This window comes from Pseudomonas sp. NFACC56-3 (genome assembly GCF_900100025.1).
Classification (GTDB): Bacteria; Pseudomonadota; Gammaproteobacteria; order Pseudomonadales; family Pseudomonadaceae; genus Aquipseudomonas; species Aquipseudomonas fluorescens_AA.
This window is the reverse complement of the sequence record NZ_FMTK01000015.1, coordinates 57260-81298: the sequence shown is the minus strand read 5'-3', so window position 1 is coordinate 81298 and position 24039 is coordinate 57260. Positions and strand designations below refer to the sequence as shown.

Annotated in this window: 15 protein-coding genes; all 15 read left to right on the top strand. The window is 59.8% G+C overall.

What is annotated here, in order from left to right; translation table 11 throughout:
- Positions 1–4: 4 nt before the first annotated feature.
- The 15 genes from BLO80_RS19660 to fliD all read left to right on the top strand — a co-directional run bounded on the left by BLO80_RS19660 (position 5) and on the right by fliD (position 23923).
- Entirely contained in the window at positions 5–757 is a 753-nt protein-coding gene (locus BLO80_RS19660) for a class I SAM-dependent methyltransferase (protein ID WP_092331746.1), read from the top strand.
- On the top strand, positions 754–4260 hold the full coding sequence (locus BLO80_RS19655; RefSeq protein ID WP_092331749.1) for a glycosyltransferase family 2 protein: 3507 nt from the start codon (positions 754–756) through the stop codon (positions 4258–4260). Before BLO80_RS19660 ends, BLO80_RS19655 begins: the two co-directional genes overlap by 4 nt.
- A gap of 246 nt (positions 4261–4506) precedes the next feature.
- On the top strand, positions 4507–5244 hold the full coding sequence (locus BLO80_RS19650; RefSeq protein ID WP_060738660.1) for a flagellar basal body rod protein FlgF: 738 nt from the start codon (positions 4507–4509) through the stop codon (positions 5242–5244).
- A 49-nt stretch (positions 5245–5293) separates the two neighbouring features.
- Positions 5294–6079 (top strand): flagellar basal-body rod protein FlgG, encoded by a 786-nt coding sequence (flgG, locus tag BLO80_RS19645; RefSeq protein WP_053120245.1) that lies wholly within the window; start codon positions 5294–5296, stop codon positions 6077–6079.
- Positions 6080–6149: 70 nt separating this feature from the next.
- Entirely contained in the window at positions 6150–6845 is a 696-nt protein-coding gene (flgH, locus tag BLO80_RS19640) for a flagellar basal body L-ring protein FlgH (RefSeq protein ID WP_018614454.1), read from the top strand.
- 45 nt (positions 6846–6890) lie between these two features.
- Positions 6891–7961 carry a flagellar basal body P-ring protein FlgI gene (locus BLO80_RS19635; protein ID WP_162488974.1) on the top strand — a complete coding sequence of 357 codons (1071 nt, stop codon included), beginning with the start codon at positions 6891–6893 and terminating at the stop codon, positions 7959–7961.
- A gap of 14 nt (positions 7962–7975) precedes the next feature.
- Complete coding sequence (gene flgJ / locus BLO80_RS19630) at positions 7976–9280, top strand: flagellar assembly peptidoglycan hydrolase FlgJ (RefSeq protein WP_092331847.1); 1305 nt, start codon at positions 7976–7978, stop codon at positions 9278–9280.
- Between the two features lie 10 nt (positions 9281–9290).
- The gene (gene flgK, locus BLO80_RS19625) at positions 9291–11357 is read left to right on the top strand and encodes a flagellar hook-associated protein FlgK (RefSeq protein ID WP_092331752.1); all 2067 of its coding nucleotides are present in this window, start codon (positions 9291–9293) and stop codon (positions 11355–11357) included.
- A 13-nt stretch (positions 11358–11370) separates the two neighbouring features.
- Positions 11371–12936, top strand: a complete 1566-nt coding sequence (locus BLO80_RS19620; protein ID WP_092331754.1) for a flagellar hook-associated protein 3 — start codon at positions 11371–11373, stop codon at positions 12934–12936.
- Between the two features lie 110 nt (positions 12937–13046).
- Complete coding sequence (locus BLO80_RS19615; protein ID WP_092331850.1) at positions 13047–16628, top strand: glycosyltransferase; 3582 nt, start codon at positions 13047–13049, stop codon at positions 16626–16628.
- Positions 16629–16691: 63 nt separating this feature from the next.
- On the top strand, positions 16692–19586 hold the full coding sequence (locus BLO80_RS19610) for a TIGR00180 family glycosyltransferase (protein ID WP_092331757.1): 2895 nt from the start codon (positions 16692–16694) through the stop codon (positions 19584–19586).
- Positions 19587–19918: 332 nt separating this feature from the next.
- A complete protein-coding gene (locus BLO80_RS19605; RefSeq protein WP_163006878.1) occupies positions 19919–20845 on the top strand; it encodes a ketoacyl-ACP synthase III in 927 nt (308 codons plus the stop codon).
- A 278-nt stretch (positions 20846–21123) separates the two neighbouring features.
- Positions 21124–21972, top strand: a complete 849-nt coding sequence (locus tag BLO80_RS19600) for a flagellin domain-containing protein (RefSeq protein ID WP_092331762.1) — start codon at positions 21124–21126, stop codon at positions 21970–21972.
- Between the two features lie 72 nt (positions 21973–22044).
- A complete protein-coding gene (locus tag BLO80_RS19595) occupies positions 22045–22410 on the top strand; it encodes a flagellar protein FlaG (RefSeq protein ID WP_003199070.1) in 366 nt (121 codons plus the stop codon).
- Between the two features lie 82 nt (positions 22411–22492).
- The gene (gene fliD, locus BLO80_RS19590) at positions 22493–23923 is read left to right on the top strand and encodes a flagellar filament capping protein FliD (protein WP_092331764.1); all 1431 of its coding nucleotides are present in this window, start codon (positions 22493–22495) and stop codon (positions 23921–23923) included.
- Positions 23924–24039: the final 116 nt, after the last annotated feature.

Here is a 24039-nt window from a genome sequence, read left to right as displayed (position 1 = left end):
CGCCATGTCCGTACGTGATTACAACAAAGAGTTCCAGGATAACGCTCATCGCAGCTACTTCTACGACTTCGATGCGCGCCTGCGACGCTACATGCTGGACAGCTTCGGTCCCTGGCTGGCGGAGGGGCCGACCCTGGAAATGGGCTGCTTCGAGGGGGCTTTTACGACGCTGTTCGCCGAGCGCTTTGCCGACCTGACGGTCATCGAGGCGGCCAGCGACCTGATTGACGTCACCCGGAAAAAGGTTGGCTCAGGCGTCAAGTTCGTCTGCAGTACCTTTGAAGAGGCCGAGCTGGAGCCGCGCTTCGATAACATTTTCCTGATCCACACCCTGGAGCATCTCGACGACCGCCAGGCGGTGCTCAAGCGCGTGCGGAACTGGCTTGCTCCCGGCGGTCGCCTGTTCATCGCCGTACCGAACGCCAATGCCCCTTCGCGGCAGATCGCCGTCAAGATGGGCTTGATCGAACACAACAGTGCCGTGACCGAAGGCGAGCGGCTGCATGGCCACCGGATCACCTACACCCTCGACACCCTCGATCACGAAGTACGCAGCGCCGGTTGGCAAGTGAGTCACCGTGGTGGGGTGTTCTTCAAGCCATTGGCCAACTTCCAGCTGGACAAGGCCCTGGAGACCCAACTGATCGATGACCGCTTCATGGATGCCTGCCATGCGCTGGGGATGGTCTATCCAGACCTGTGCGCCAGTGTCTTCGTCATTTGTGAGCAGCCCTCCAGCCTCAAGGCAACCGTATGATCACCCCATCCGTGCATGGCAAGCCGCGTCACCCCTACTACATTGTTGCCCCTAACTATCGGGAGACCTCTTCGGGGGTATGCGTGCTGCACTACCTGTGCCACGTCCTGAACCTGTCCGGCTACGAGGCCTATCTCACCCCATGCCAGGTCAACCCGAAACTGCGCACGCCGATCCTGACCGATGAACTGCGGCGGCACCATCGGTCGATCGGCTTGGCGCCGATTGCGGTCTATCCCGAAGTGATGGACGGCAACCCGGTTGGCGCTCCAATCGTGGCGCGTTATCTCCTCAATCGCGAAGGCTTTCTCACCGGCCGTGCGATCAGCGTGCAGAAGTCAGACCTGTTCTTTTATTACACCCAGGATTTTGGCGGCGATAGCCAGAGCAACAACTTGCTCCTGTTGCCCGTCATCGACTCGGAGTTGTTTTCGCCGCCAACCGAGCCGGTGCAGCGCAGTGGCAACTACCTGTATCTGCACCGCTTCGACAAGACCAAGGTGGACTATTCGCTGCTGCCGGACGATATCGAAGTCCTGAGCATGGCCAACCCCAAGACCCTGGCCGAGCTGGCGCAGATTTTCCGAACCGCTTCAACGCTTTACAGTTACGAGATCTCAGCGACGTGCACCGAAGCCATGCTCTGTGGCTGCCCGGTGATCTACATGCCCGGCGGTCACGTCAAGACCCAGCCTTTCGTCGAGCAGTTTGGTGATGCGGGCTCGGCGCTCTATGACGAGTTGGGTGGACTGGAGCGCGCCCGCGCAACGGTGATGCAGGCGCGCAGGCGCTGGCTGGACCTTGAAAAGGCCTTTTGGCCTCAGCTGGAGCGTTTCATCGATATCACTCAGCAAGCTGCCATCCAGCATGCCATTGATGTTCGCGTACCTTCCGTCAAGGACTGGCTGCGTAACCGCGTACTGACGCCGATCCAGCAGCAACTTGTCGACAAGCGTCGTCAACAACTCAGCGGACAAACCAGCCTGATGCTGTTGGTGCGCGATCCCCTGGGCGATTTCAATGCCTTGAGCGATACCCTGGAAAGTCTTGCGTTGTGGCGATCACGCTCATCGATCAGCTTGCGCATGGTGGTCCTGAGCACCTCGCCATCGCCTGCCAATCTGCCCGATAGTCTGCACTGGCTGACATGCGTCAACCCGGGGGGCTTCGAACTGAACGAGATTCTGCAGGCGGACGACAGCGACTGGATCATGCTGCTGACGGCTGGCGACGAGGTCCTGCCCGCTGGCACGTTGATGCTCGATCTGGAGCTGCCGGGTGCCGATGGCTGCCGAATGATTTATTGCGATGGCATGTATCGCTCGGAGAATGGTCCTCAAGCGGTTTTCCGACTTGATATCAACCTCGACTACCTCTTGAGCCTGCCATTGGCCATGGCCAGCCATTGGCTGATCCGTCGCGGGCTCGCGCTGGAGGTTGGCGGTTACGACCCGCAAGTGCCCGCAGCGCTTGAATTGGATTTGATCCTGCGACTGATCGAAAGCGGTAGCATGAACGGCATTGCCCACCTGAGCGAACCGCTGGTGGCAAGCAACGCACCCCACCTTGTCGATAGCCCGGACGAGCGCCTTGCCCTGCAACGGCACCTGGATAATCGCGGCTACGCGAACGCCAGGGTCCTGCAGGAACCGGCCCGGCATTACCACATCAAGTACGGTCATGATCAGCAGCCCTTGGTGTCGATCCTGATTCCTACCCGGGACCAGTTGCCACTGTTGCAGCGCTGCGTGGAAAGCCTGTTGTCGAAGACCCGCTACCCCTATTTCGAGATCATTCTGATCGACAATGGCAGCGAGACCGAAGAGGCACTCACCTGGCTGAGCGAGATGGAGTCGATTGGAGGTGACAAGATCCGCGTCATCCGCTTCCCCCATCCGTTCAACTTCAGCGCCATGAACAATCTGGCGGCCAGCCAGGCGCGCGGCGAATACCTGGTGTTGTTGAACAACGATACGGCAATCATTCGCGAAGATTGGTTGGACGAGTTGCTCAATCACGCCTTGCGCCCGGAAGTGGGGGTCGTCGGCGCCAAGCTGATTACCCCGGCGGGCACCGTGCAGCATGCAGGCCTGATTACTGGCCTGCGCGGCCCCGCCGGCAGCCCATTCACCGATCAGGCGGCCAACGGCGGCGGCTACATGCAGCGCCTGTTGGTCGACCAGAACACCAGCGCGGTCAGTGCGGCCTGCCTGATGATCCGCACAGCGATCTATCTGGAAGCCGGTGGTATGGACGACGCGCAGTTCCAAGTCACCTGCAACGATCTGGACCTGTGCCTGAAAGTGGCGAACCTTGGCTACCTGAATGTCTGGACACCCCATGCCGTGCTCTTGCATGAGGGTGAAGCGACCTGGTCAAGTGTCGGCAAGGACCCATTCAACCAGCAACGCTTCGCCATGGAACAAGAGCAGGCCTTGAGCAAATGGTTGAGTGTCTTGGCCAATGATCCCGCCTACAACAGCAACCTGTCGTTGCGCGGTGCCGGCTTCGAACTGGAAGCTATCAACGAGTTGACCTGGCGCCCGCTGTCCTGGCGACCGCTTCCGGTGGTGCTGGTACACCCTGCGAAGTCGGCAAAAGCCGCCAATCTGCGAGTTGTCGAGCCGTTCACTGCTTTGCGTGACTGCGGCAAAATCGAAGGCTGCATCAGCAATAGCCTTTTACCGGCAACGACGCTTGCGCGCTACAACCCCGATATCATTGTCTTCCAGCATCAGGCCGACCCGCTGCGTCTGGAGCAGATGCAGCGCATCAATACCCTCTCCAAGGCCTTCAAGGTCCTTGAGTTGGATGCGCTGACGCCAGCGATCCCTGGGTGGGCGACTTCACTGCAACAAGCGGCAAGCCTGGTCGACCGCATCATTGTGGCGACGCCTGCGATGGCTCGAGCCTGTGCCGGACTGCACCACGATATTCGCGTCCTTGAAACGCGTCTGGATGGCAGATGGCGCAATCTCCCCAATGTGCGCCAGGCGTTTGACATGCCTCGCATAGGCTGCGATATCGATCCGGCGCAACCCTTCGTTCAGCCGTTGATCATCGAGCTGATGCAAGCGCTGGCCGGTCAGGTGGAGTGGGTACTGTGGGGTGATGTGCCGGCGTATCTGCAACCGCTGGCCAGCGAGGTTCATGATGACGTTCACGACAATCCCGATGTCATGGCAAGCCTCAATCTTGATATTGTCCTCGCGCCTCGGGGCTTCGGCCAGGCCGACGAAGGCGCAAGTTCACTGGATCATCTGCAGTACGCCGCTTGCGGCTACAGCGTGATCGGCAGCGATACCGCCGATTACCTGGGTGATCTCGCCATCACGCGCGTGGCTAACAGTCGAGAACAATGGCTGGAGGCAATTCGTGATCACCTGGCTGATCGGCAAGCCTCACGGCGCCAAGCCGCGCGACTGCGCGAGCAAGTGCTGGACAACTGGGTCTTCGACGATGCCTATGCGGCGCATTGGATCAAGGGATGGATGCCTGACTGACGCAGACCTCAGAGGCGGCAGGGGAGTGCACCCAGCCGCCCCGGGGGATCAAGGGCTGACACTTGCCACTTACCGGCATAACTGCGCCGGTTTTTCGTCTTTGATACATCCCCACAAGCTCACCACCCCCCTCAAGCCCTTTGTTTACAGGCCTGTGTGGCGTCAGGGAAAAGTTGGTCTGCAAATTGCTTAAGGCTGTGCAACACAGCAGTGGGCGGCAAACGTCCGGCATGCAGAGGAACGACAGTGGACAAGTACCTTTATGTGGCAATGACCGGCGCCAGCCAGAACGCCCTGGCGCAACGGGCCCATGCCAACAACCTGGCGAACATCTCCACCAATGGTTTTCAGAAAGACCTGGAGCAGGCGCGCTCGATGCCGGTGTTCGGTGACAGCTTTCCGGCGCGGGCCTTTGCCCTGTCCGAGCGTCCCGCTACTGACTTCACCCCGGGTGCACTGGTGGAAACCGGTCGTGACCTCGACGTCGCGGTGAGCGGGCCGGGCTGGATGGCCGTGCAGAACCCCGACGGCGGTGAAAGCTACGTGCGCACCGGCAGCCTCAATGTCGACGCCCTGGGCGTGCTGCGGGCCGGCAACGGCATGCCGGTGATGGGCAACGGCGGTCCGATCGCCGTGCCGCCAGAGCAGAAAATCGAAATCGGCCAGGACGGCACCATCAGCATTCGCGCCATGGGCGAAGGCCCGCGGGTGATGGCTGAAGTGGACCGCATCAAGCTGGTCAACCCGGACCTCAAGAACATGACCAAGGGCCTGGACGGTTCGATCCGTACCAAGGACGGCCAGCCGGCGCCCATTGATGCCAACGTGCAGTTGGTGTCGGGTTTCCAGGAGGCGAGCAACGTCAACGCCGTGGATGAAATGACTTCGGTGCTGGCCTTGGCCAAGCAGTTCGAGCTCCACGTCAAGATGATGAACACCGCCAAAGAAGGCGATGAAGCCATGGCTCGGGTCTTGCAGATCTAATCATTAATTACAGCGCTGCGCCGAAAAACAGGCGTACGAGGAGAATCGAATGCTTCCGGCTCTTTGGGTTGCCAAAACAGGTCTGTCCGCCCAGGACACCAACCTTTCCACTATTTCCAACAACCTGGCGAACGTTTCGACCACGGGTTTCAAGCGTGATCGCGCCGAGTTTCAGGACCTGCTGTATCAGGTAAAACGCCAGCCTGGCGCCCAGTCGACCCAAGACAGCGAATTGCCGTCGGGCCTGCAAGTGGGTACGGGTGTACGCATTGTCGGCACCCAGAAAAACTTCAACGCCGGCAGCCTGCAGACCACCGAGCAGCCGCTGGACATGGCCATCGACGGTCGCGGTTTCTTCCAGATCTTGCAGCCGGACGGCACCACGTCCTACACCCGTGACGGTACGTTCCACCTCGACTCCAACGGTCAGATCGTCAACGCCAGCGGTTTCGCCCTGGAGCCGGCGATCGTCATTCCGAACGATGCCCAGACCTTTACGGTGGGCCGTGACGGCACCGTGTCCATCACCGTGGCGGGCAACCCGGCCGCCCAGGTGATCGGCAACCTGCAGACCGCCGACTTCATCAACCCGGCCGGCCTGCAAGCGGTGGGCAACAACCTGTTCCTGGAAACCGCTGCCAGTGGCGCACCGCAAGTCGGCACCCCGGGCCTGAACGGTTTCGGCACCACGCTGCAGAACACCTTGGAAACCTCCAACGTGAGCACCGTCGAGGAGATGGTCAACATGATCACCACCCAGCGTGCCTACGAGATGAACTCCAAGGTGATCTCCACCGCCGACCAGATGCTCTCGTTCGTTACGCAGAATCTGTAATCGTCACAACGTCCGTCACCACGTAGACAGGGCGGCCCCAGGGTCGCCTGCAACACCAAGAGGTAGGGTCATGAAACGCTTCGTATCTGTTCTGGCACTGAGTGGCATCACCGCACTCGCGGGCTGTGTCGCGCCGACACCCAGGCCCAATGACCCGTATTACGCTCCGGTGTTGCCACGCACGCCGTTGCCGGCTGCCGCCAACAATGGCTCGATCTACCAGGCCGGCTTCGAGCAGAACCTGTACAGCGACCGCAAGGCCTTCCGGGTCGGTGACATCATCACCATCACCCTGAACGAGCGAACCCAGGCCAGCAAGAACGCCAACTCGCAGATCGACAAGACCAGCGAGACCAGCGTCGGCCTGACCTCGTTGTTCGGCTCCAGCCTGACCACCAACAACCCGATCGGCAGCAATGACCTGAGCCTCAACGCCGGTTACAGCGCCGACCGGGCCACCAAGGGCGACAGTCAGTCGGGCCAGAGCAACAGCCTGACCGGTTCGATCACCGTGACCGTCGCCGATGTGTTGCCCAACGGCATCATTGCCGTACGGGGCGAGAAGTGGCTGACCCTCAACACCGGTGACGAGCTGGTGCGCATCGCCGGCATGGTTCGCGCCGATGACATCTCTACCGATAATACTGTTCCGTCAACTCGTGTGGCCGATGCGCGCATCACCTATTCGGGCACCGGTGCCTTTGCCGATGCGAGTCAGCCAGGCTGGTTCGACCGTTTCTTCCTCAGCCCGAAGTTCCCTTTCTAGGTGGCCCAGTTGAATCTTAAGCAGCTGTTGATCGGTGTCCTGGTGATGTCCGCCGCCTTTACCGCTCAGGCCGAGCGTTTGAAGGACATCGCCAGCATTTCCGGCGTGCGTTCCAACCAGTTGATCGGCTACGGCCTGGTCGTGGGCCTGAACGGCACCGGCGACCAGACCACCCAGACCCCGTTCACCCTGCAGACCTTCAACAACATGCTGTCGCAGTTCGGCATCAAGGTGCCGGCCGGCTCTGGCAACGTGCAGTTGAAGAACGTCGCGGCGGTGTCGGTCAGTGCCGATCTGCCGGCATTCGCCAAGCCTGGTCAGCAAGTGGATATCACCGTTTCGTCCATCGGTAACTCCAAGAGCCTGCGTGGCGGTACGTTGCTGCTGACGCCACTCAAGGGTATCGATGGCAACGTCTACGCCATCGCCCAGGGCAACCTGGTGGTGGGCGGTTTCGATGCCGAGGGACGTGACGGTTCGAAGATCACCGTCAACGTTCCGTCGGCCGGTCGCATTCCCGGCGGTGCGTCGGTGGAACGTGCGGTGCCGAGCGGTTTCAACCAGGGCAACAGCCTGACGTTGAACCTCAACCGTTCCGACTTCACCACCGCCAAGCGCATCGTCGACAAGATCAACGACATGCTTGGCCCAGGCGTGGCCCAGGCCATCGACGGCGGCTCGATCCGTGTCACTGCGCCGCTGGATCCGAGCCAGCGGGTCGACTATCTGTCGATCCTTGAGAACCTCGAGGTCGATCCGGGCCAGGCGGTGGCGAAAGTCATCATCAATTCGCGCACCGGCACCATTGTCATCGGCCAGAACGTCAAGGTTTCCCCGGCCGCCGTGACCCACGGCAGCCTGACCGTGACCATCACCGAAGACCCGATCGTCAGCCAGCCGGGGCCATTGTCCAACGGCCAGACCGCCGTGGTTCCGCGTTCGCGGGTCAATGCCGAGCAGGAAGCCAAGCCGATGTTCAAGTTCGGCCCGGGCACGACCCTGGATGAAATCGTCCGGGCGGTGAACCAGGTCGGCGCGGCGCCGGGCGACTTGATGGCCATTCTCGAAGCCTTGAAGCAGGCCGGCGCGTTGCAAGCCGACCTGATCGTGATTTAAGGAACGCGGCCATGGTGGATATGCGCAAAGGCGCCTTGATCAGCGGCGATTCGGGGTCCTACTCGGATTTGAATCGCCTGAACCAGCTCAAGGTCGGCGACAAGAACAGCGACGGCAACCTGCGTAAAGTGGCGCAGGAATTCGAATCGCTGTTCCTCGGTGAAATGCTCAAGTCCATGCGTTCGGCCACCGAGGCCTTGGGCAAGGACAACCCGCTGAACACGCCGGAAGCCAAGCAATACCAGGAAATGTACGACCAGCAATTGGCCGTTTCCATGTCCCGCGAAGGTGGTGGTATCGGCTTGGCCGATGTGCTGCTGCGCCAGATGTCGAAGAACAAGCCACTGGCGCCCGGTGAGGCGGCGACGTTGTCGGCGGCCAAACAGCAAGAAGTACTGGACAAGGTCGCCAAGGCGCCGGTCCAGACACCAGTGGCGGCCGGGACCTTGCCCACCGATGGTCCGTTGTCGCGCACCAACGGCCAGCGTCCGTTGTGGGCTTCGCGGGCCGTGAGTGCGCCGCAAGGCGCCGAGGGCGTCCACCGCAACGACATGGAACTGCTCAACCAGCGTCGCCTGGCCCTGCCGCCGAAACTGGCTGACCGCCTGCTCGCCGGGCTGGTGCCTTCGGCCTCGGCCAATGCCGATGTCCCTGCGCAGAACCTGCTGCCGGATCGCGCCATCGCCGCCATCAAGCCGACCACTGGCGAACTGGCCAATGGCGACTGGCTGGCCGCGCTCAAGGCTTCCGAGCCGAAAGGGGACATGCAGGTCTATGGTCGCGCCGTGGCCCAGCCACCGCTGGCACCGGCGCGCAAGGCCTTCCGCGATGCCGATGAATTCGTCAACGCCATGCTGCCAATGGCCAAGGAAGCCGCCGACCGCATCGGTGTCGATCCACGCTACCTGGTGGCCCAGGCCGCCCTGGAAACCGGTTGGGGCAAATCGGTGATGCGCCAGCCCGACGGCAGCAGCAGTCACAACCTGTTCGGCATCAAGGCCAGCGCCAACTGGAAGGGCGATTCGGCGCGGGCGATCACCAGCGAATTCCGCAATGGCGCGATGGTCAAGGAGACGGCCGAGTTCCGTTCCTACGCCTCGTACCGCGACAGTTTCCATGACTTGGTCAACCTGCTGCAAAGCAACAGTCGCTATCAAGATGTGCTGAAGTCGGCCGATAACCCCGAACAGTTTGTACGCGAATTGCAGAAGGCCGGTTACGCCACCGACCCGCACTACGCCAGCAAGATTTCGAACATAGCCCGGCAGATGACGAGTTACCAAAACTACGCTTCGGCTGGTGCCACCACGACTTTATAAGGTCTGAACCATGAGTTTGCTCAATATAGGGATGTCGGGTCTGTCCGCAAGCCAGACCGCGTTGGTGACCACCGGTAACAACATTTCCAATGTCGATACCGCTGGATATTCGCGTCAGCAGACCGTGCAGACCACCAAGGCGTCGAACCAGTACGGCAACGTGTTCATTGGTTCCGGCACGACCCTGGCCGATGTGCGCCGGGTGTACAACGCCTTCCTTGAAGCGCAACTGAAAACCACCACGTCGCTCAACAGCGACGCGGCGGCCTACCAAGGGCAGATCACTCCGCTCGACTCCCTGCTGTCGGACAGCGGCACCGGTCTCAATGGCGCACTGACCAAGTTTTTCGCCTCGGTGCAGAACGTCAATGCCAAGCCGGGTGACGATGCGTCCCGGCAGTTGCTGCTCAGCGATGCCCAGTCTCTGAGCAACCGTTTCAATTCGATTTCCAACCAGTTGACGGAGCAGAGCCAGAATATCAATGGCAACCTGTCGAACATGGTCGATCAGGTCAACAACCTGGCGGCCACCGTTGCGCAGTTGAACAAGAAAATCTCCGAAGTTTCCAACGCCGGTGGCGCCCCCAACGACCTGCTCGATGCCCGCAGCGAAACCATTCGCCAACTGTCGACCTTCACCGGCACACAGGTTGTCGAGAACGGCAGCAGCCTGGACATCTACCTGGGCTCCGGTCAGCCGTTGGTAATGGGCAACATCGTCAATACCCTGGAAGCGGTGCCGGACAAGAACGATCCGGGGCGCATGGGCATCCAGCTCAACAGCGGTTCCAGCTCCATGGACCTGACGTCGGTGCTCACCGGCGGCGAGATCGGTGGCCTGATGCGCTACCGCAGTACCGTGCTCGACCCGGCCATGAACGAGTTGGGGCGCGTGGCCCTGGTGGTCGCCGACCAGATGAACAGCGTTCAGGCCTCGGGCATCGACATGAACGGGGCCTTCGGCTCCAACCTGTTCACTAACATCAACAGCGCCGCGCAGGTCAGCCAGCGCAGCGTTGCGTCGTTGAACAACAGCGCCGGCTCCGGCAACTTCAACATCGCCATCAAAGACTCCGGCAAGCTGACCACCAACGACTACAAGGTGACGTTCACCAGCGGCACGGACTACACCGTCCAGCGCCTGCCCGACGGCACCTCGATGGGCGCGTTCAACACCGCGACCACGCCACCGCCGGTGATCGACGGTTTTTCGATGACGTTCGCCAACGGCACCGCAGCCGCCGGCGACTCGTTCAAGCTCACCCCGACCCGCAACGCGGCGGCCAACATCAAGACCGAGATGACCGACTCCAAGCGGCTGGCGATTGCCGCGCCGTTGGGCGCCGCCATCGTGCCAGGGGGCAGCGGCACGCTGACCATCCCGGCCAGCGGTCAGCCAAGCATGACCACCAAGCTGGACATCTACGACGCAGCCACCACGACCATCATCCAGAACGGCATCAAGAACTCCATGCCGGTCAAGGTGGTGTTCGGCGCGACGTCCGCCGATGGCACCAGCCAGGCTTATCAATTGCTCGATGCCAAAGGTGTTCAGATCAGCAATGGCACGATCAAGCCCGGCGAAAGCAACACCTTGAGCCTGAGCGTTCCGCTCAAGGACGCCAGTGGCAACCCGATCATGGATTCGTCCGTGCCGCCGGTACAACGCACCGTCACGTTCGACATGTCCATTGCCGGTGCTCCATCCAACGGTGCCTCGATCAATGTCAGCCTCAGCCAGGCCGGCAGCCTGGACAACCGTAACGGTACTGTCCTGGCCGGTCTGCAGACCGCCAAGACCGTAGACACCGGCTCCAGTAGCAAGGGCATTTCCCTGAACGATGCCTACGGCAAGCTGGTGGAAGGCGTCGGCGCCAAGGCCGCCCAGGGCAAGCTCGACAGCGCCGCCACTGGGGCGATCCTGGACAACGCCAAGACCGCCCGCGATTCGCTGTCGGGCGTGGACCTGGATGAAGAAACCGGCAACCTGGTCAAGTTCCAGCAGTACTACACCGCTTCCTCGCAGATCATCAAGGCGGCGCAGCAAATCTTCAGTACTTTGATCAACAGTCTTTAAGGAGCCGTAGCCCATGCGCATTTCTACCTCTCAGTTCTACGAAAGCACGGCTGCGAACTACCAGAAAAACTTCGCCAAGGTGGTCAAGACCAGCGAGGAAGCCAGCAGCCTGGTGCGCGTGAACACCGCCGCTGATGATCCGGTGGGCGCTTCGCGTCTGCTGCAGTTGGGCAACCAGGCTTCGATGCTTTCCCAATACGAAGCCAACGTCACCACCATCAAGGCGACCCTGGGCACGACCGAAGCGGTCATGACCAGCATCGGCAACGTGCTGCAGCGCGCCAAGGAATTGGCCGTCAGTGCCGGTAACGCCGCCTACACCGACGCGGACCGTAAAGCGGTTGCCTCGGAACTGGGGTCGATCGAAGATCAGTTGCTGAGCCTGATGAACACCAAGGATGAAAACGGCAAATACATCTTTTCCGGCTCCAAGGGCGATGTCGTACCGTTCACTCGCAACGGCGATGGCACCTACAGCTACAACGGCGACCAGGTGACCCTGGACCTGCCGATCGGCGACACCATGTCGATGGCCACCAACAGCACCGGCTGGGAAGCGTTCCAACAAGCCGTCAACACCAGTCGCACCCAGGTCACCATGACCGCGCCGGCGGTGAATGACGGTCGCGTTGTGTTGAGCAACGGCCAAGTCTCGTCCAGCGTGACCTACAACAGCCAGTTTCGCAGTGGCGAGCCGTACACGGTGGAATTCGTCAGCGGCACGCAGTTGAAAATCACCGATTCGGGTGGCAACGATGTGACCGCTGAAGCCAGCAAGGGCGGTGTCATCAACCCCGACAGCCAGGCCGGGCAAAGCGTGATTTTTCGTGGCGTCGACCTGACCTTGAATGTCAACCTCAATGCGGGCGACGTTGCCGGCACGGTGCTGCCCGGCCACACCTTCACCCTGGCTGCCAAGCCTGACACTTTCACGCCGGCCCGCAGCCCGGGCAACGCCACCGCGACGCAGATCACCGGTAGCCAGATCACCGATCCGGTGGCCTACCACGCCAGTTTCCCGACGGGGGCGGCGGTGCTGAAGTTCACCAGCGCCACGGATTTCGACCTGTACGCAGCGCCGCTGACCGCTGACAGCAAACCGGTGTCCAGCGGCACCCTGGCGGGCAACGTCGCCACCGCATCCGGCGTGAGTTTCACGCTCAATGGTGCACCGGCTGCCGACGATCAATTCAGCATCGCGGTCAATACCCACGAGACGCAGAACATCCTGGACACGGTGAGCCAGTTGCGGACTGCGTTGAACACACCGGTCGATGGCGACAACATCGCCGGCCAGAAATTGAATGCGGCGCTGGCTTCAGCGATGGGTAATCTGGCTAGCGGCACTGATCATTTGACCAGTGCGTTGAGTTCGGTCGGCGGTCGCGGCCAGTCGCTCGATACCCAGAGCGATACCAATCAGAGCTTCGTCCTCGCCAACTCGCAGACCCAATCGGCGATTCGTGACTCCGACCCGGCCGAAGTGATGACGCGTCTGACCTTGCAGCAGACGATGCTGCAGGCATCGCAGTTGGCGTTCAGCAAAATCACTCAATTGGGATTGTTCAACAAAATCTGATCCAGGGCAGGGGCCGTGACACCATGAGCGGTCCCTGACCCGTTCCTTTATACGATTCAGGACGTCCTGCTCTCGCCTGAGTTGACGCCCACCGGTTGAGAGCCATGCGTGTGAAATCAGCTCCTCTTGTCAGCATTGCCATCCCCGCGTTCAACCCACGCTTTTTCCGCCTCGCCTTGCAAAGCGCGCTCGAGCAGACCTACGAGAACCTGGAGATTGTCATCTGCGACGACTGCCGCACCGATGGAGTCGAGCAGATTGTCCAGGAAGTTGGCATGGGCTCCGCTGTGGCGGTGCGCTACCTGCGCAACCCGACCCGGCTGGGATTCCAGCTGAACCTGTTGCGGTGTCTTGAAGAGTCCCGGGGCGAGTTCATCAAGTTCCTGTGCGATGACGACCAGTTGCTAGCGTCCTGCGTCAGTCAGCAGGCGTCCATCTTGCAAGAGCATGCGCAAGTATCGCTGGTGATCAGCAAGCATCATTTAATCGATGCAGACAATTATGCCTTGCCGGTCCGCGTTGAAAACACGGGTATCACGCAGTTCGATGCGATGTTCAATGGCACCGACCTGCTGGCGTATTTTGAAAAGACTACCCGTAATATTCTCGGCGGTTTGAGTGGCGCATTGATGCGCCGTACGGATGTCGAGGCCTTGCTGCCAGCGTTGACGCGGCCCGGCGAAGGCTTCGAGGCGGTCCTTGATTTCGCCTTGTTCATCTGCCTGTTGCGCCGGGGTAATCTGGTCCAGCTTTTCGCCGAGGGAAGTGGCCAGCGGTTGCATCCCGAGCGCCTCGAACGTCAGCACAAGATGGTTGAGGCGGCCGCGGTGGAACTGACATGGCTCAAGGAGATGCTCGCCCAGCGCAGTAGCGAACCGGCGCCAGCCAGCGGCTGGGTGCGTTACCAGTCCCTGGAGCCGAACAAGGAGCAAGGGGAATCCGAATGGGAAGAAATCAACGTCTATTCGATCATTGCGACTCGCCAGGGCGTCATCGGCTCGCAAGTCGGCACTGATATCGAAAGCTACGCGGATCTCTACGCACAATGGTTGACGTGTCGACGTTTCAGCCCATTGCGCAAGCAGGTCTTGTCCCGGCAAATCGCCCGCTGGGCCTATCGTCCAACGATCACCCCCATCATCATCGATGAGCAGGACGATCCTTATGCGTTGGGCATTACCTTGCAGAGTATCGCTGGCCAGGCGTATGCCTGCGAATCGGTGCTGTTGCTGTCCAATGGTCGCCAGGCTGTGGACAACCACGTCCTGCGCCTTGGGCTGCAAGCGAACTGGGTGCAGCAGCTCAACGGGCTGTTGCCTCAACTGGACGGCGCTGACTGGTTCTACCTGCTGCGTGCCGGCGATCGCTTGACCGAGTCTGCGCTCCTGATCATGGCCGACCGGATTGTCAGCTTGCCGGCTGCTGCCTGTCTCTACAGCGATGAAGGTGCGCTGTTGGATGACAAGTCGATGGCGCCGATCTTCAAGCCCGACTTCAATCTCGACCTGATGCGCGGTTATCCCTATGTAGGTCGGACACTGGCCTTCGAGCGTGCCCGAGTTCTGGCCTCGGGTGGATTCGATCCGAGCCTGGGCGAGTTGGCGCCCCATGATTTGATCTGGCGACTGGTGGAAACGGATGGGCCGCAGGTCATTGGGCACATTCCGGAAATCCAGGTCGAATCGACGTTTTCGTTTGCCCAATGGCTGTCGTTGCCTGAGGTCATCGAGCAAAACGCCCAATTGATCGGCGCTCATCTACAGCGTATCGGCGTGCCGCACCGGCTGCACCCAGGGCCTCTCCTGGCGTTGGTCCCGCGTATCGATTACCTGTTCGCCGAGCGCCCCCTGGTGTCTATCGTCATCAGCGTCAAGGATGACCTGGGCGCGCTGGAGCGTTGCGTCAACAGCCTGATCAGTACGACCGCGTATCCGCACTACGAGATCATCATCGTCGATAACGCCAGTGAAAACGCCGAGCTGCAGCATTGGCTGCGGGCCATGGCCGAGCTGAGCAGTGAAAAGTTGCGAATATTCTTGCACCCGGGAAGCGATAGCGAAGCGGTGATCCGCAATTTCGCCGTACAGCATGCCCGCGGCGAATACCTGTTGTTGCTCAACCCCAATTGCATCGTGCTGGAAGCCGCCTGGCTGGAAGAACTGCTCAATCATGGGCAACGTCCCGAGGTCGGTATCGTGGGGCCTCGCACACTCAACCAGCAAGGCCGGGTCATCGACGCCGGCATGATCATGGGACTGGGTGGGCTGGCGGGCAGGGCCTTCGTCAACGAATCGGTCACGTCTGGCGGCTATATGCAACGCTTGCAGACGGTACAGAACTGGAGCGCTGTCGGCGATCACTGCATGTTGGTGCGCAAGCAGGTTCTGAAGGAGGCCGGCGGGTTCGATGAGTCGATCACAACGCAGCGTATCAACGCTCTGGAGTTATGCCAGCAGGTCGGAAAAAACGGCTACCTGATCGTCACCACGCCTTACAGTGATGTCGTGCTGGTGTCCGGCGTGGAAGCCAGTCGTGATCCTTCATGGAAGCAGCGGCTGGAGCACGAACAAGAGGCGTTCTATCAGCGCTGGTTGCCCAGGATCGCCAACGATCCTGCCTACAACCGTAACCTGACCCTGACTGGGAAAAGCTTCAGCCTCGAGCCCGGACCACGCACCGGCTGGAATCCATTGATCACCCGCAACGTCCCTTCGATCCTGGGGCTGGCGGTCAATACCTCGGCGGTGGGGCATTACCGCGTCAGCCAACCGTTATTCGAACTGGAAGCGGCTGGGCGAGTCGTGGGACGTGTTGCCTACGATACGCCCTCGATCATCGACATCGAGCGCCAGTCACCGGATGTGATCGTGCTTCAAGGTCGCTATAACGTGGGTAAGTTCAAGGACATCGCTCAAGTCAAGACTTACTCCAATGCCATGCGCATCTACGAATTGGATGACTACATCGCCAGGGTCCCGGAAAAAAACGAACACCGCCGCAATATGCCGGACAATCTCGAGGACTTGCTACGCCAGGGGATCGGTCTGTGTGATCGGGTGGTAGTGTCCACTCATCCGTTGGCGGATGCTTTGTCGAGCATGCACCACGATATCCGCGTGGTACCGAACATGCTGGCTGCCGGCCTGTGGAACCAGCTCAGAAGCCAGCGTGCGACCTCCAGCAAGCCGCGTATCGGCTGGGGCGGCGGCACCAGTCACCGTGGCGACCTGGAGCTTATTGCCGATGTCGTTCGGGAGTTGGCCGACGAAGTCGAATGGGTTTTCTTTGGCATGTGCCCCGATTTGCTCAAGCCTTATGTCCATGAGTTTCATCCGGGCGTGAGCCTGGCGCTTTATCCGGCAAAACTTGCCAGCCTGAATCTGGACTTGGCCCTGGCGCCGTTGGAATTTCATATTTTCAACGACTGTAAAAGTAACCTCCGCCTGTTGGAATACGGTGCGTGCGGCTATCCGGTCATTTGTTCGGATACCGAGGCTTACCGGGGGCACCTGCCTTGTACCCGGGTCCTCACCAATAGCACCGAAGAATGGCTGGAGGCCATCCGTATGCACCTGGCGGACCCGATTGCCAGCTACCGGATGGGCGACGAATTACGTGAAGTGGTGCTGCGCGACTTTATCTTGCGCGGCGATAACCTGCAGTACTGGGCCAATGGTTGGCTACCGGATTGACGGGGTTGAGTCCCGAAAATCCCAGTGTCGCTGATGTGGCCACCCACTTGTTAAGGAATGAATATGCAAAGCAATGCCCCAACAGAATCGACTGCGCCGTTGAATGAACGGTTTACCCTGGTGCTGCTCGCTCATGACCAGTCGACTGCCCTGCGGCGGGCGTTGCGCCATTACCGCGACAGTTCGTTCGCGGTGCTAGTGATCGACTCATCGAGCCTGATCGATGCTGATATCACAGTCGCATTCCCCGATGTGCAATACCTGCACGCACCCACGGCCACTGGTTTCGGCGATAAGGTTCGCCAGGCCGTCGAGCGAGTCGCCACGCCTTACCTGGCGATGGCCGATGCCGAGAGTTTTCTGCTGCCCCAGGCGCTTGAACAAGCGTTGAGTTTCCTGGAAGCGCACGCTGACTACAGCGCCTGCCAAGGCTACAGCCTGGCGTTCGAGGCCCATGCTGACCGTGTCGACTATTACCTGCTCGATCGCAAGGGTTGTGAGGATTATTCCAGCGCATCGGCCGAAACCCGGCTGGCCGTTTATGCCGAAGACTGCCCATCGCTGGTGAGCGCCCTCACACGCACTGAAAACCTGCGGCGTAGCTACGCTTCGTTGCCTGCCGGCTTTGATTCGTGGTTGCAGGAGGCTGGCCATAGCTTTGGGTTGGTGACAGATGCAAAGGTTCGCCTGCTGGACATTCCTTATGGTGTACACGAGCGCAGGCGCGTGGCGAAGCCTCGGGTCCCGGCTGGCATGGCGCCTGATGCCGAGGAATTGCGAGCAGTCGCTGAACAGGAACGCATGGGCACGATGCTGGGCGGCGCCTTTGGCACGGATGCTTCGGTGCGGGAACATGCCCGGGCCATACTCAAGAAGCTGGTCGAGCGTTCGGTGCCGCAGACTGGGAAACTGTTCGAGTCGACCTGGGATTCGCGGCGCGGCGAACCGGTTCGGCGTTTCGAACCGACGCAATACGTTGAGTTGCCCTTTTATAACCAGGCTTTTTTCGATGTGCTCACTTCGCTGGAATTCCTGCTTCATGCGGCGCCAAGCGGGCAGGTGCAGTTGAAAGAGCTGGAAGCCGTCATGCTCAAGCAGAAGGAGCTGTCTCGCCCCCAGCGAAACACCAGCGCCGAGCCGCTTGATGAACAGCTGGCGAGGGCTTTTCTGAGCTATGCGTTCAACCAGGATCTGGTGAAGCAACTGCTGGAGGTCATGCAGGCCAAAGGTGACAAGCGCTACGTGCAAATGCTCCAGACCTGGGACCAACGGCTAAAGGCGGCGGCGTTTGAAAATACCGCGCGGTTGTTCGACGTCACGCGCTCCGGTCAATTGCTGCGCTGGCTCGAGGCGCGCGAACCGAGCGCCAGTGAAGCCCGGAAAGTGTCCAAATACCTGGCCGCTCGCAACGGTGGCCCGACGTTTGGCATTTTGATCCTGGATCTGGACGCCGACATCTTCAAGATGCAGGCAACCTTCGACAGCGTGATCAATGGCTATTGCCGGGCGTTCAAAATTGTCGTGTTCACCACCGGTGAACTGCCGAGCGAGACTACACCGCAGAACGTCCTGCATTTCGTCAAAGTCAACGAAAGCAATTACATCGACAAAATCAATCAGGTGGTCAGCCAGAGCGATTGCGACTGGATGGTCATGGTCGAGGCCGGCGACGAATTGACCCCCGGCGGGCTGTTCCGCGCTGGGGTGGAATTGCTGGCCGCGCCGCAATGTCAGGCCGTGGCAATGGACGAGTTCCAGCGCCAGCCTGACGGGACCCTGGCCGATGTCTTCCGGCCAGGGTTCAACCTTGACTTGCTGCAAAGTGCCCCGGCCCTGATGGCCCGTCATTGGCTGGTACGCCGCGAGACGTTGGTGAGGCTCGGCGGTTATTCGCGCGAATTCAAGAACGCGATGGAGTTCGACCTGCTGTTGCGTTTGATCGAGCAGGACGGCCTGGAGGGGCTTGCCCACCTGGATGAGCCTCTGCTGATTTGCCAGGCGCTGCCGGTGGAAGACAACGCCGATGAGCGCAAGACTCTGCTGCGTCATCTGGCGGTTCGTGGCTATCAGGCCGATGTGGGCGCGGTCGTGCCGGGCACGCATAAAATCGACTACCGCTTTGCCGAGCGCCCCATGGTGTCGATCATCGTCCACGGTGCCTGCGACCTGACGACCCGACAACGCTGCCTGCTCAGTGTCCTGCAGCGCACGCGATATCAGCGCTACGAGGTATTGCTCTGCGCCGCCGCGGCAGATAATGCTGTGCTGCGTACCTGGCTCCAGGGGCAGGGGCACCAGGCAAGCCGTGTGCGCTTGTTGGATATCGAACCAGGCATGGCGACGGGCGCATTGATCAATGCTGCCAGCCAGGAGGCCAAGGGCGACTATCTGGTGACGCTGGCGGCAGACAGTGAAGTGGTCAACGTCAACTGGATCGAATCGCTGCTCAACCAGGCCTTGCGTCCGGAAGTCGGCGTGGTCGGCGCCAAGCTGGTCGAGCGCGACGGACGTATCACCCAGGCGGGCCTGATTCTGGGCTTGAACGACGAAGTCGGCTCGGCATTCGTGGGCGAGCCGAAGACTGCCAGAGGCTACATGAACAGGTTGGTCGTCGAGCAGAACTGTTCGGCGGTGTCGTTTGCCTGCCTGATGATTTCCAAGCAACTGTTCGAAGCGGCTGACGGCATAGACAGCGATTTGTTCGACGATGCCTTGGGTGATGTGGACCTGTGCCTCAGGGTCGGCCAGGCCGGTTACCTGACGGTATGGACGCCACATGTGCAGGTTATCCAGTCCGGCGTGCTGGCAAGCACGCCACAGACGCGTGCGGCGCTGCGTGAGAAGTGGTCCGGGGCGTTCGCTCAGGATCGGTTCTATAACGGTAACCTGGCGCTGCAAGGCACTGGTTTCACACTGGGGCCGGTGCGCAACGTACCCTGGACCGACTTGTTGGCATAACACCCCGCCTTCCGGGGCGAGCCATCGACGCTGGCAGGTAAAACCTGCTGGCGCTCTCGCTCAATTGCCCCGCCATCCTCAAGGTTCCTGTCCAGCGTCCAATACCGTCGTGGGAAATGACACGGCTTCGTTTGTCATGAAAAAATGCCTCTCCAGGACAAAACAGCGTGACGCATAGGTCATAAAGTGCATCTTCACTGTATTGTATTCCCCGGAGTGGAGGCCTGTTCGTTCGCCTGATAAGGCCTGCGCCCTTGGAAATCAACCATTTTTGACGCGCCCCCGAGCTTTTGGGGGTGAACCTAGTCGCAGTTCATGATCGGGAAGCCATGATGATTGGCATAAAAAGCATAGCGAGTTATGTGCCGACCGCTGGTGTGGATAACTACGCTCAGGGTGCCAAATTCGAGAAGGATGAAGAGTTCATCCTTGGCAAGATTGGTTCGGCGTTCCTGCCGCGCAAAGACGCTGACCAGGAAACCTCGGACCTGTGTGTCGAAGCGGTGAATGCATTGTTTGCCAACAACCCGCAGCTTTCGCGCGAATCCATCGACGCGTTGATCGTTGTCACCCAGAACGGTGATGAAGAAGGCCTGCCGCATACGGCCGCTATCGTGCAGGACAAGCTCGGGTTGCCGACCCATGTGGCGGCGTTCGATATATCGCTGGGCTGCTCGGGCTATGTATATGGCATTTATGCCCTGAAAGGCTTCATGGAGGCCGCAGGGTTGAAGAACGGGTTGCTGGTGACCGCCGACCCGTATTCGAAAATCGTCGACCCTGAAGACCGCAACACAACCATGTTGTTTGGCGACGCCGCCACCGCCACGTGGATGGCCGAGGGCGCCAGCTGGCAGTTGGGCAAGGCCAAGTTCGGCACCGATGGTTCCGGCGCGCCACACCTGAAGGTCAGCGACGGGGTGTTTTTCATGAACGGTCGCCAGGTGTTCAACTTCGCCTTGCTGAAAGTACCGGCTCATTTGCACGAACTGCTGAATGAATCCTCATTGCAAGCCAGCGACATCGATGCATTCTGCATCCACCAGGGCAGTGCGGCGATTGTCGATGCCGTGGCGCGGCGCTTCGAGGGTGAACCTGAGAAATTCATCAAGGACATGGTCGAGACCGGCAATACCGTGTCGTCGAGCATTCCGCTGCTGCTGGAAAAGCACGTCCTGGATGCCGACTGGAAGCGTGTGGCAATCAGTGGTTTTGGTGTGGGCCTGTCGTGGGGGTCGGCGATTCTTTATCGCGATTGACCCAGTGACGTTCTTCTCAATAGCGCTTCAGGCTGGCCTGTGGCGCTATTTTTTTGCCCGCGACTTGATCCTGCGGTTTCTTGGCGCCATTTTTCAGACCTTGGCCCCCCGCTAAACCCTTGTTTTGCAAGGGGTGGCAGTCTGCTAGCAAATTTTTTGAAAAAAGCCCTCAAGCAAGTTCCCAATCCGACGATAACTATTACGAAGGTTCTCTAGGCCACACCCCGGCGGTTGCCAAGGGCCGGAAGCCGCAGTACCCAACCAACGAGGAATTCGTCATGGCTTTAACAGTAAACACCAACACCACATCGCTGAACGTTCAGAAGAACCTGAACCGGGCTTCCGACGCTCTCTCCACTTCGATGACCCGCCTGTCTTCCGGCCTGAAAATCAACAGCGCCAAAGACGACGCCGCCGGCCTGCAGATCGCTACCCGCATGACCTCGCAAATTCGCGGTCAGACCATGGCGATCAAAAACGCCAACGACGGTATCTCCATGGCGCAGACCGCTGAAGGCGCGATGCAGGAGCAGACCAACATCCTGCAACGTATGCGTGAACTGGCCATCCAGTCCCGTAACGATAGCAACAGCGCAACCGACCGTGTCGCTCTGAACAAAGAGTTCTCGCAGATGAGCGACGAACTGACCCGTATCGCCAACAGCACCAACCTGAACGGCAAGAACCTGCTCGACGGTACTGCTAGCACCATGACCTTCCAGGTTGGTTCGAACACCGGTGCCGACAACCAGATCTCCCTGACCTTGAGCGCCAGTTTCGACGCCGCAAGCCTGGGTGTCGACTCGGCGATCACCATCATCGGTTCCGACAGCGCCACTGCTGAAACCAACTTCTCGGCCGCCATGGATGCAATCACCAGCGCGATCGACACCATCAACAGTGCTCGTGCTGACCTCGGTGCTGCACAAAACCGTTTCGCCAGCACCATCTCCAACCTGCAGAACATCAACGAAAACGCCAGTGCTGCACTGGGTCGCGTACAAGATACCGACTTCGCTGCTGAAACTGCACAACTGACCAAGCAGCAGACTCTGCAGCAAGCGTCGACCTCGGTTCTGGCCCAGGCCAACCAACTGCCATCCGCTGTACTGAAGCTGCTTCAGTAATAGCTGGATGAGTTTTAGCGGGGGAGTGCGCTTGCGTGCTCTCTCGCTTTTTCCGTTCAAGAGGTGATGGACATGGATATGAGCGTGAAGCTGAACTTGTCTTATCCAGCGGCGAAGCCGGCACCTACAGTGGTCGACAAGCCAGTGGAGAAGCCTCAAGCCGAAGTTGCTACCGTGACCCCGGTCAAGGAAGCTCCTAAGGACGCTGCCGCCGAGCAGGACAAACTCAAGAAGGCCGTTCAGGAAATCGAGAAGTTCGTCCAGTCGGTCAAACGCAACCTGGAGTTCTCTATTGATGAGCCTTCAGGCAAAGTAGTGGTCAAAGTGATTGCCAGTGGTTCCGGTGAAGTGATTCGCCAGATCCCGAACGAAGAAGTTCTGAAACTGGCCAACAGTTTGAATGATGCAAACAGCTTGTTGTTCAGCGCCGAAGCCTGACAACTGGCACGAATTTTGTTGCTATGTTCTTTTGGGCGTTGTAAGGGTCAAAAGGCCGGCGACACACTGAAGGGAGTCCCACATGGCAAGTCCAATTCTACCTGGCTTGGGTCTAGGCTCTGGCCTTGATACCACCGCGATCGTCAAGGCGCTGGTCGATTCCGACAAGGCCGCCAAGCAAGGTCAGATCACCCGAGCGACGACGACGACTGCCAACAGTATCTCCGGGGTGGGAACCCTGAAGTCGTTGTTGGCAGCTTTCAACACCGCCATGAAGGACTTGTCCAGCACCACGACCCCGCAATTCTCGGGTTTTGCTGCGACATCCTCCTCCCCCACGGTGCTCACGGCTACCGCGAGCAACTCTGCGGTGGGCGGCACCTATGCGATCAAGGTCGACAACATCGCGACGGCTTCCAAGGTCACCTCGGCGGCCTTTGCCGGCGGCACTAGCAGCGCCATTCCGAGTGGCACGTTGACCATCAAGCAGAACGGCATCGACTACAACCTCAATGTTGAGGCCGGTGCGACCCTGCAATCGGTTCGTGATGCGATCAACGCTGACACTTCGCTCAAGGCTGCGGGTTTCAGTGCCAACATCATCACCGACTCTTTCGGTTCGCGCCTGGTGCTGGGTTCAACCACTACCGGCACAGGTTCCGACATCTCGGTGAGCGGTATCGCGGGGTTGGAAATCGATGGGACGAACGTCGTGGGTGCCGGGGGGGCTGCGCTGACGGCCAGTTCGGCGGGCGCCATCGGTGCCCTGGCCCAGGATGCCAAGTTCTCCGTCGATGGCATGGCGTTGACCAGCAAGAGTAATACGGTCAGCACGGCGATTTCCGGGTTGACCTTGAATTTGCTCAGTGGCGGACCGAGCGCCAGTTCAACTGTTACCGTTGCGCCGAACAATGATGGCCTGAAGGCCTCGATCCAGAAATTCGTCGATGCCTACAACGCGATCGCCAATAGCGTCACCGCCCTGACCAAGCCGTCGCTCGACGACGACGGGAAGCTGACGGTGCCGGCGAAATTGACCGGTGACGCATTGCCTCGCTCACTGCTGGCAGCGATTCGAACGCCCTTGTCTGAAACTGGCGCTGGAGACAAGCTGACCTCGCTGGCCCAGTTGGGTATTACCACCGATCAGAAGACGGGGGCGTTGAACTTCAATACCGTCAAATTCACCGAAGCGATGAGCGATAAAAAGCTCAGCGGTGAAGTCCAGACGTTGTTCACTGGCACCAATGGACTGCTGGAGCGCATGGGTAAGGCGATCGAACCCTACACTCAGACCGGCGGCATCCTCGACCAGCGGACCAGTACGCTGACCAAGACCCAGACCCGTCTGAAGAACGATCAGGAGGCCCTGGATCGCCGGGTCGAAACCTTGACCGCTGTTCTGACCAAAAAGTACAACGACATGGATACCCTGGTTGGCAAGCTGAAGGCCACTGCCAGCAACATCACCTCGATGTTCGAGGCGTTGACGGCACAACAGAAAAACAGCTGATTTCCACCGATGCAAAAGGCCCGGCAACGTTTTGACCACGTTCCGGGCTTTTGGCTTTTCGACCTAAAGTTTTTTGACGCAGCGTCGATACGCTATCTATACGAACCGAAGTTTTT